Origin of the sequence: Parasphingorhabdus sp., from assembly GCF_036964675.1 — a bacterium.
Lineage (GTDB): Bacteria > Pseudomonadota > Alphaproteobacteria > Sphingomonadales > Sphingomonadaceae > Parasphingorhabdus.
The window spans coordinates 1-10,703 of the sequence record NZ_JBALTF010000017.1 but is presented as its reverse complement, the minus strand read 5'-3'; the positions used below and the strand labels follow the sequence as shown (position 1 = coordinate 10,703).

At 57.5% G+C, this 10,703-nt stretch carries 8 protein-coding genes; 2 read left to right on the top strand and 6 right to left on the bottom strand.

Annotated features, from left to right (window positions below; translation table 11 throughout):
- The 3 genes from def to recR all read right to left on the bottom strand — a co-directional run.
- The coding region (def, locus tag V7665_RS04845; protein WP_442955177.1) for a peptide deformylase at positions 1–518 on the bottom strand (518 nt) is incomplete at its 3' end.
- 216 nt (positions 519–734) lie between these two features.
- A complete protein-coding gene (locus V7665_RS04840; protein ID WP_335663410.1) occupies positions 735–3,464 on the bottom strand; it encodes a TonB-dependent receptor in 2,730 nt (909 codons plus the stop codon).
- A gap of 322 nt (positions 3,465–3,786) precedes the next feature.
- Positions 3,787–4,389 carry a recombination mediator RecR gene (recR, locus tag V7665_RS04835; RefSeq protein WP_335663409.1) on the bottom strand — a complete coding sequence of 201 codons (603 nt, stop codon included), beginning with the start codon at positions 4,387–4,389 and terminating at the stop codon, positions 3,787–3,789.
- A 231-nt stretch (positions 4,390–4,620) separates the two neighbouring features.
- Here recR and fmt point away from each other — a divergent pair, with 231 nt between their 5' ends.
- The gene (gene fmt / locus V7665_RS04830) at positions 4,621–5,526 is read left to right on the top strand and encodes a methionyl-tRNA formyltransferase (RefSeq protein ID WP_335663441.1); all 906 of its coding nucleotides are present in this window, start codon (positions 4,621–4,623) and stop codon (positions 5,524–5,526) included.
- Positions 5,523–6,266, top strand: a complete 744-nt coding sequence (truA, locus tag V7665_RS04825) for a tRNA pseudouridine(38-40) synthase TruA (RefSeq protein WP_335663408.1) — start codon at positions 5,523–5,525, stop codon at positions 6,264–6,266. The genes fmt and truA overlap by 4 nt, the downstream gene beginning before the upstream one ends.
- A gap of 87 nt (positions 6,267–6,353) precedes the next feature.
- Here the strand turns inward: truA and V7665_RS04820 are convergent, their stop codons facing one another.
- From V7665_RS04820 to V7665_RS04810, 3 genes are all read right to left on the bottom strand, one after another.
- Positions 6,354–8,249: an XrtA/PEP-CTERM system amidotransferase gene (locus V7665_RS04820; RefSeq protein ID WP_335663407.1), complete on the bottom strand. Its 1,896-nt coding sequence runs from the start codon at positions 8,247–8,249 to the stop codon at positions 6,354–6,356.
- A 9-nt stretch (positions 8,250–8,258) separates the two neighbouring features.
- Positions 8,259–9,812: an exosortase A gene (gene xrtA, locus V7665_RS04815; RefSeq protein ID WP_335663406.1), complete on the bottom strand. Its 1,554-nt coding sequence runs from the start codon at positions 9,810–9,812 to the stop codon at positions 8,259–8,261.
- On the bottom strand, positions 9,809–10,703 hold an 895-nt coding region (locus V7665_RS04810), incomplete at its 5' end, for a glycosyltransferase (protein WP_335663405.1). The genes xrtA and V7665_RS04810, both read right to left, overlap by 4 nt.

Below are 10,703 nucleotides of genomic sequence, written 5' to 3'. Positions count from 1 at the left end.
ACCATTTGCCGCTTCAGCCGCGACAGATGATCGATGAACAATATCCCTTCGAGATGGTCCATCTCGTGCTGCAGACAGGTCGCCAGCAGGCCTTCGATCTGCTCTTCATATTGCTTGCCTTCAACATCCTGCCAGCGCGCGGTGATCGCCGCGGGGCGCTCGACATCGGCATATTGATCGGGCACCGACAGACAGCCTTCGCTGTATAGGTTCAGATCCTCTGACGGATCCAGTATCTCGGGATTGATGAACACGCGCGGATCGTTGATCACGCCATGATCATGGTCGCAGTGTTCGCCATGGTCATGCTCGTGCGGCATGGGTTCCTGGAGATCGATCACCAGCACCCGTTTGGCTACGCCGACCTGAATCGCGGCCAGACCGATGCCCGGCGCGTCATACATGGTTTCGAACATGTCCTTGACCAGCATTTTCAGTTCGTCATCAAACGCCGTCACGGGTTCGGACACAATTTTCAGGCGCGGATCAGGCACCTCTAGGATCGGTAATACAGCCATGGTGCAAATTTAGGGATTGTGCCGGGATTCGTCAAGCGGCGTGGGCAAGTGTTTGCTGGCCGGCTTGAATGCCCATCCGCTATCAAAAATGCCCGCAACGCACCACCACAGCCAGACCAGGCGACCCAATGCTCAGCGATGACGGGGCAAATGAAAAGGCGTGCGGTCCATTTGGTGAACCGCACGCCTTGTTTTAATCAGAGTCTATGGCTTGATTTAGAACTGCCCACGCAAGGTGATGCCATAGGTTCTTGGTTCCGCAAGGAAAGCCGAATAGGTCTGCTGCGATGCGACAAATGGCGTGTTGAACGCAACCTGCGAATAACCAACATTGAACACATTTTGTGCCCATCCTTCGATCGCCCATTTGTCGTCAGGACCACGGATACCAATACGCGCATTTACCAGCGTGAACCCGTCCTGTTCCTTGCCATAAAGCAAATCCGAACCGGTGTTATAGTCGCTGGTCGTGCGAGCGTTCACATAGAATAGACCGGTCAGACCGCTGTTCCCGATTGGCGGGGTATAAGACAGTGACGCCGTAGCGGTAAATTCAGGTGCGTTGGACAGATTGTCACCTGGCAGCAGGCGCAAGGCCGGATCCAGGGCAGCGCCGCTATCCTTGCCGACCAGATCATTTTCATAGCTGGTATCGGTATAGGTAAGGCCCATCGAGATATTGATATCTCTGACCGGATTGATCGACGCTTCCAGTTCGACACCTTGTGCGACAACGCCATATTTGACCTTATCCGGAGCACAGGCACCGGTTGCGCCGCTGGCATCGCTATCCGCACCATTCAGATTATCGCTACATGCGTTGATATTCTGAACCAGGAAAACGGAACCGTTGAACGTATTCAGCTGGAAATTGTCAAACTGCTGACGGAAAGCCGCAACGCTTAGCGAAAATTCGCGGGTTGAATATTTTCCGCCGATTTCGAATGCGTCTACTGTCTCCTGGTCAAATTGCAGATTGGCGGTATCGCCTGCCAACGCCGGATTGACCAGCGTGGAACTGGTCAAGGCAGACCGGTCAAGGTTGAAACCGCCAGCCTTATAACCGCGCGAGAAACTACCATAGAGCAGCAGATCGTCGGTTGGTTTGTAGGACAATATGGCGGTACCGGTAAATTCATTCTCGCTCCGGCTGTCAGCCAAGGTTACACCGTCCAGTTCGGACGTTGAATTGCCCTGACAGGACAGGCCAATCAGACCGGCTGCCAATCCACCCAGCGGCCCAGCGAGCAACGGCGTGAACAATGCGCGTTGCGTCGGGCACATTGTATTATCGTTGGTAAAGGCTGCGTTGAAGTCCTTGGTTTCATTCGTATAGCGCAGCCCCAGGGTCAGATCGAGCTTGTCGGTAATGTGGAAAATATTGTGGGTGAAAACAGCAAAATTTTCGCTCTTCTGATTATATGTATCTAGCACCGTTCCCTTGTCATTGATCTGGGCCAGATTATCCAGACCGGCAAAAATCAGCGGTGTAGCGGCACCAAATGCACCGGCTCCGCCATTTGCGGCTTGCAATACAGCCCGGCCGCCTGCGCTCAGACAGCCTGTGCTGGTCGGTGACGCAAGGGCAGGATTGACCGCATTGACGATCCGGCATGGCGCGAACGCACCATATTGCGAACCGAAGCGGATGTTATCCCGTGTTTCGAGCTTTTCGTTGGCATAGAAACCGCCGATCAACCAATCCAGCTTGTCATCAAACGCCGCACCCTGCAGTCGCAATTCCTGCGTGAAGGTTTTAAATTCCCGGGCACCGGCATTTTTGGTCGGAGCACGATAGAGAATGTCGACCTGCGTGTAATCCGTGTCAGAGGCCTGGAAGTTGGAATATTCCCGATATCCGGTAATCGATGTCAGGTTCAGGTTGCCCAGTTCGGCATTGATCTCAACCGAACCACCGAAATCCTCTGTTTCGCCGGCATAGGAGCGACCGGGGGTGACATAAATGTCCCGGTTGAACGTGTCTTGGGTAAGGGCATTGCTGTTTTGACCGAGAGCCAAAAGCACCGGAATGATCGGGTTCTGGGTACTGGTAAGAGCGGGCGCACCAGGCAACGGAAGCGCAAAAGGATCAAGGCCCGGGCTCACCCGTGCTTGCTGGGCAAAGCTCGGCTGTACGAAGGTCGCCGCGCAGCAGGATTCGTCTTTCTTGGAATAATCACCAATCACACGAACCGTCAGCGTTTCATTGGGTTCAAACAAAAGCTGTCCGCGAACGAGAAAGCGGTCTTTGTTATTGACTTCGGTCCCGTTCACAACATCCGTGTAAAACCCGTCCCGTTTCAGATAAACGCCGTCGATCCGGGCAGCGATGGTGTCGCTGAGCGGGCCATTGATGCCGGCTTCCAGACGGAGCTGGTCATAATTGCCATAAGTGGCGGCGGCATGTCCGGAAAACACGAATTCCGGCGCAGCGGTAGTGATGCTGATCATACCAGCAGAAGAATTTCGTCCGCCCAAGGTCCCCTGCGGTCCGCGCAAAACCTCGATCCGGTCAATCGGACCGAGTTCGCTGAGCGCATTACCACTGCGCGAACGATAAACACCGTCGATGAACACAGCCACGGAGCTTTCCAGACCGGGGTTGTCGCCCACCGTACCAATACCGCGAATACGGGCAGAACCGTTGGCTTCGTTGCCGGTCGATGACACAAGCAAGGAAGGCGCAAGCTGATTAAGCTCGCGAATGTCGCTGGTTCCGCTTTTCTGCAATTGTTCCGCGCCGATCGCCGAAACAGCAATAGGAACATCGGACAAGGCCTGCGCCCGGCCCTGTGCGGTCACCACGATCACATTATCATCGACGGTACCTTCATCAGCGCCGCCAGCTTGATCGGCCGCATCTGATTGGGTTTGTGCATAGACGGGGGCGGTGGCGATTGCTGCAAGTGCGAATGCGCACGCAGACAGATTCAACGCTAGTTTCATAACATGCTCTCCTGAAAACTTCTTTTTTATCCTCGGTGATGATAGCCCGACCTATTAATTTTGACAGCCAAATCGAAGGTCTGAGTGACGGTTTTCCGCGAACTGTGGCTTTTTTGTCAGCTTATGACGGGCGCTTCGCGCAAGAAACGGGCAGACGATTTGCCATGACCGTTCTTGTGGGGGCTTCCTCGGTGAGCAGAAAATTAAAAATATGAGCAGGATGACGTAACGTCATAGCCGGTATGGCTCAATATCCCCGCAATCTGGAAGGTTTTCAGGCAAATTTCTGGCCGCCCCGAACGCTCCTTCGACCAAAAGCGGCTCAATCTTTATTTATCGGCCTTCGGGAGCGCAAAGCCTGCGCCAATGTACCTTCATCGAGATAGTCCAGCTCGCCACCGACCGGTATGCCATGCGACAGCTGGCTGAGTCTTATCGGATAATTTTCCAGACGTTCGGCGATATAATGGGCAGTGGTCTGGCCCTCCAGCGTCGCGTTCATCGCCAGCACCACCTCGTCAATACCGCCCGCTTCAACCCGCCGGATCAATGTATCGATCCCGATATCCTCGGGGCGAACGCCGTCGAGTGCCGACAATTTGCCGCCGAGCACGTGAAATTTTCCCGGAAACAGCCGCGACTTGTCGAGCGCCCAGAGATCGGAAACCTCCTCGACCACGCACAGCGCCTTTTCATCGCGGCGTGGGTCGATGCATATCTGGCAGGGATCCTGGGTATCGACATTGCCGCAGATCGTGCAGGTCACCAGCCGCTGATCGACGCGTTCCATCGCCGCCAATATCGGCTTCATCGCGGTTTCCGGACGCTTGATCAGATATAAGACCGCTCGCCGCGCCGAACGCGGACCAAGGCCGGGGAGCTTTGCTAGGGCCTGAACCAGATTTTCGATCTCTTGCGATGCCATGGCTTAGTCATTAGGAGCAGCCGCACGAACCTGCCAAGCACAAAATGCCTGTCCTACACCAACCGGAAACGATATTGTCCGGGTCATGTCAGTGATGGATCAGCTATGTGATGTGATACGCAGAAATATGTGACGGGGATGCCGCGATTCCGGAAAAATCATTTTCCGGATTAGGGGGTGTGACCCGTGTGACCCGAAGAAAGATAAATTATGACGTCCGGCCACAAATCCCTGCGCATTGCCTTCATGGGAACCCCAGATTTTGCCGTGCCGGCGCTCAACGCGCTGCACGAAGCCGGGCATGAGATTGTTGCGGTCTATTCCCAGCCACCACGGCCAGCCGGGCGCGGCAAAAAGCTCGCCCCCTCACCCGTACAGCGCGTGGCCGAGGAGCTTGGCATCGAAGTGCGCACGCCGGTTTCGCTCAAGGGCGAGACCGAACAGGCGGCCTTTGCCGCGCTCGATCTGGATGCAGCGATTGTCGCTGCTTATGGCCTGATCCTGCCGCAGGCGATATTGGATGCGCCGAAAATGGGCTGCCTGAACATTCACGGCTCGCTGCTCCCGCGCTGGCGCGGCGCCGCTCCGGTGCAGCGCGCCATATTGGCTGGTGACACGGAAACCGGAATCACCATCATGCAGATGGAGGCGGGACTGGACACCGGTCCGATGTTGCTCAAGGCCGCGACTCCGATCAACGGAAAAACCGCTGGCGAACTGACCGAAGAGCTGGCCATTGCGGGTGCGGACTTGATGGTGCAATATCTGGCATCGCCATCGCACTATGCCGCCGAAGCACAGGATGATGCGCTGGCCACCTATGCGAAGAAGATCAAGAAACAGGAAGCACGGCTGGATTTCAGCGGGTCTGCCGAACAGGTGGAACGGCAGATACGGGCCTATAATCCCCAGCCGGGTGCCTTTTTCGAATTTGAGAACAATCGATACAAGATTCTCGAAGCTCAGGTCAGCGATGCCAAAGGCGCGCCTGGCAAGGCTTTGGACGACCATCTGCTGATCGGCTGCGGCACCGGAGCGATCCAGCCCACAATCATTCAAAAAGCCGGCAAGCCAGCAATGGATCTCAAATCCTTCCTCAACGGCACAAAAATACCGATCGGAACCGTCCTGCAATGACCCGCTTTGCCCTCACCCTGGAATATGATGGCCGTCCGTTCATGGGCTGGCAGCATCAGGATCACGGCCCCAGCGTCCAGCAGGCGGTGGAACAGGCGATCCACAAGATCACCGGCCAGACCGTTCGTGTTTTCGCGGCAGGTCGCACCGATGCCGGTGTCCATGCGCTGGCGATGCGCGCCCATTTCGATCTGGAGACCAAGCTGACGCCCTTCCGATTGCGTGAGGGCATCAATGCCGGACTGCGTCCCAACCCGGTTGCGGCACTCGCCTGCGAGATCGTCGACGACGAATGGCACGCCCGCTTCGCCTGCGAGGGACGGCGCTATCTCTACAAGATCACCAACCGCCGGGCGCCACTGACCTTTGACCGCGGCCTGAGCTGGCAGGTTGCCCCCAAGCTCGATGCCGAAGCGATGCACAATGCCGCGCAGGTTTTGATCGGACAGCATGATTTCACCACCTTCCGCTCCGCCCATTGTCAGGCGCAGAGCCCGGTCAAGACGCTGGACACCATATCAGTCAGCCGCTTTGGCGAGGAAATAGAAGTGGAAGTATCCGCCCGCTCCTTCCTGCATCATCAGGTCCGCTCGATCGTCGGTTGCCTGAAACTGGTCGGAACCGGAAAATGGACGAAAGTGGATCTGAAACACGCGCTGGCGGCCAAAGACCGCAATGCGCTCGGGTTCAATGCGCCGCCCGATGGTCTCTATTTTGTAGAAGCCATCTATCCGGATTGACCGTGCCCCTGCGTAGGCAGGGGCCCATCATGGATCAGCGCGTCTAGACGCGATCGCGAGAGATGGATTCCTGCCTGCGCAGGAATACTAGAGGCCGAATAGCCGCGGCAGGCTCTTGTCGAGCATCAGCAGCTGCCAAAGCAAGCGGCTGTTGTCGGACCGACCGGCGATATGGTCGCCTGCGACCTTGCACATGGCCTTGCTGTCAAACCAGCCGGTGCGCGCCAGATTGCCGCCGCTGGCGATGTCCCGGGCGGTGTCGGCCAGCGGCCCGCGAAACCATTGCGCAATCGGAGTGACAAAGCCCATTTTCGGCCGATAGAGAATGTCGTCCGGAAGATATTGTTCCATCGATTTTTTCAGCAGATATTTGCCCTGCCCCCTGTGCACCCGCAAATTGGTCGGCAGCTTCGCCGCGAATTCCAACAGCTTGTAATCGAGCAACGGCTCCCGCGCTTCCAGACCGACCGCCATGCTGGTGCGGTCGACCTTGGTCAATATATCGCCGGGCAGCCACATTTTCATGTCGGCATATTGCGCCTGGTCCAGCCCGTTACGCGCCGGCGCATTTTCCATCAGGTCGATCATCCGCTGCTCCGCCTGATAATCGCCGAGATCGCCGCGCATGCGGTCCGAATAGATTTGCCGGCGCCCCGATGGCGTGGTCACCCCGACCGCTTCGGCATAGCCTTCCGGTCCTGTCCGCGCGAGCGACAGCAAGGTCGACTTGGCGCGAAACGGGCGCGGCGCCCAGTCGGCCTTGGGATAGACCGACCCCAGCCAGCCAAATACCGGTCCGCGCAAGGATTGCGGCAACAGGCCCCTCACCCGTTCTTCTGTATGGTGAAAGACATGACGGCGATAGCCCGCCATCGCTTCGTCCGCGCCATCTCCGGACAGCGCCACGGTGACGGTTTCGCGGGCCAGCTCGCACACCCGATAGGTCGGCAAGGCGGACGCATCGGCAAAAGGCTCGTCAAAATGATCAGCAAGCGTATCGATCAGGCCGAAATCATCGGCAGCCACGATCCGTTCGCGATGATCGGTCTGGAACCGTTCGGCGACCTGCCGGGCATAGCCGGTCTCGTCCAGAGACTGTTGATCAAAACCGATCGAACAGGTCTTGACCGGCCGACGGCTTTTCTCCGCCATCAAAGCCACCACCGCGCTGCTGTCGACACCGCCGGAGAGAAAGGCGCCGAGCGGCACGTCGGCGACCATCCGCGAACCCACGGCCTGTTTCAGCAGTGCGACCAGCTCTTCTTCCAGCGCGCCTGCCGACGCTTTATGCCGCTGGCTGAAATCCATATCCCAATATTGGACGGGCGCGGGTTCCGGCTTGCCTTGCTCGAGCAGCAGATAATGACCGGCGGGGAGCTTCTTGACACCTTTGAGCAGCGAAGTCTGATCCGGCACATAGCCAAAGGCCAGATAGTCATCGACCGCCCGGAGATTCGGATCCCGGCGCAACAAGGGATTGGCCAGCAGGGCCTTAAGTTCCGAACCGAACAATATGCTGCCGTCGGAAACCGGTGCGTAAAACAATGGCTTCACGCCCAGGCGATCGCGAGCCAAAAACAATTGCCGCTTGCGCTGATCATAGAGAGCAAAGGCAAACATCCCATTCAGATGTTTCAGGCAATCAACCCCCCATTGCCGCCATGCATAGAGAATGGCTTCGCTATCGCTGCTGGTCAGAAATTGATGACCAAGGCCTTCCAGCTCCGCGCGCACTTCGCGAAAATTATAGATTTCGCCGTTAAAGATCAGGATTTGCGCTTCGTCGGGAGTCAGCATCGGCTGCGCGCCACCTTCGAGATCGATGACCGAAAGCCGCCGATGACCAAGGCCGACACCCGGCGCGGTCCAGAAGCCGGATCCATCCGGGCCCCGGTGAGCGATACTGTCGGTCATCTTGCGCAGGCGATCGGGATCAACCGGCTTGGCCGTCTCCAAATGAAAGATACCTGCAATTCCGCACATATGTGCGCCCTAGCGCAGCCCCGCCATCGCGTCAGCCAATTTGTCGACCGGTCCCAAATCAGCGAGAAATGCATTGATCGAAATCCGCGGCGATGCCTCGCGCTTGGTCTCCGACGAAACCAATATCGCCACCGCCTGCTGCGGCCCGCCGAAAATATTGCTCTTCAGCGTCTCCAGCTTCACCACCGAGCCACTGCCGGTAAGCTTGCCCCCAATCCGGTAGAAAGAAACAACATCGCGCACCACCGGTCCGGGCGCGATCAATTCGACGGCGGCCGCGCCTTCCGGTGCCTCCAGAGTCTGGTTCCGCGACCATTGCGAATTCGGGACAAGAGCGCCCTGCCCATAGCCGACGATCTCCCGCCCCTCTGCCTGACGATCATATACCGCGATCGACAGATCGACTTCCATGCCGGTGGAAATGTTTCGATAGCGGCCGAGCAGCTGATGACTGGCGCCGTCAAACTGCGGTTGCCAGGGGTAAAGGGGTTGGTAGTCCACTCTCTGCCAGCCGGCAACTTCCGGCAGAGCAATTTTGTCCGGGACCGGCGATTCCTGTGCGGCAAGGACCGACGTCCAGAGCACAGGGACCAAAATGATCGCCGCCATCGCGGCCAGGACCGTCGCCGGCTTTTGCGCGGTCACTCGTGGCGACTGGCTTTGGCGCAACGCATTGCCATCGATCACCGGGTCATCGATCTTGCGATCAAAAAAGGGCCAGCCAATGGCCATGACCAATATCAGGACGAAGGCGAAAAAGAACCAGCCGTAGAAAATATGATCAAAGCCGACTGCAAAATCGAGCGATGTGTGATGGGCGATATAGATGGTGCCGAATGCGCGGATGCCATTGGCGACCACCGGAACAATCACCGAAGCGATCATGAACAATATCCGGCGGTACCAGCTCTGGAAGCAGACATTGCTGACCAGCGCGCCATAAGCGACCATGGCGATGAGAAACATGACCCCCGAACAGGCCTCGGCCACTTCGAAATAGCCAGTCGGCGTGGATATGAATATCCCGTCGATAAAGGCCGGGATATCGGCCCAACCGAGAAAGATCATCGACAATTTGGCGGTGACCATCTGCAGGAACGGTACGAATTCCTCTCCGAACGGAACGAGGAAAAAGCTGAAGCCCAGAGGGAATATCAGTCCGCGCGCAACGGTCGGACCAAGCAATGTAACAACCGCGCCCTGCAGCATCATCAACAGCCCGAGATGGCGCGCAAAGGAAACACCAGCGGCTTCTCCCAGCAACCAACCCAGCGAGGCAATGCCGGTCAGGAACAGTCCCGGCAGCCAGATTTCCGGGGTAATTTTTGCCAGCTCTTCCTGCCGCTGCTGCACCAGCCAATAGAGGATCGGTACAATCAGCAGGCAGTGATTATAGGTAGAGATAGACCACCATGTCCGGACCATGTCCGCGCCATCGCGCCAGAAAATCGCCAATATCGACAGGCTGGCAAGCGCCAGCAATTTCAGATGCCTAGACCAGAGCGAAACAGAAATCACAGGCTGTGGGCTGCTTCCGATATGATCGGCAGTCGCGCTCGTCATGCCGCTGCCTCCGCAACCAGCGGTTCGGGAAATCCGCACAAGCCTGGCAGGTCGGCGAGCTGCGTTTCCCATGAATAATGCGCATGAATCAGCTGTTTCGCCTGTTCGCCCAGCCGCCTGGCCCGCGCGGGGTCCTGCAGCAATTCGCACAGCAGACGCGCCTCGTCATCAACAGTATCGGCGATCAGAAAATGCTCACCGTTGATCGCGTCGATGCCCTCGGCGGCGCATGCCGATGCAACCACCGGCTTGGCCATCGCCATCGCCTCAAGCACCTTGTTCTGGATACCGCGCGCGATCCTCAGCGGCGCGACCACGATATCGGCCGCCATGATCCAGCTGCGAATATCATCGACCGCTCCGATCACAACCGTGCCATTCTTGCCATCAAGCTGCTTGACCTTGTCCGTGGGCGACCGCCCGACAATGGCAAAGCGAGCGTCAGGAAAGCGCGAAACTATGTCCGGCATGACCTGCTGGCTAAAACTCTGCACGGCTTGCACATTCGGCTGATAGTCCATCTGGCCGGTGAACAGGATCATCGGACCGCTATTTTCAAGGCCCTCCGGTTGCACATCCGGCGCGCCATAAAATTCCAGATCTATCCCGTTGCCGACTGCCTTGACCCGATCATCGGACAATCCCGAGCGCTCACGGAACAGCCGCGCCTCGGCTTCACTGACAAACAGACTATGGTCGACCCGGTCGGCAATCTCTTTCTCGAAGGCCTGCAACAAGCGCCCTTCCCGGCGGTTGATCCAGGCCATTGGTCCGGCACCATCGTCGGCATAGCTTTCAAACTTTGCGCTATCGACATCGCCAAAGTCCATCACGACGCGACCGTCAAAATCCGCCGGGATGAACTGCGCCATCTGTCCGGAAAATACGAAG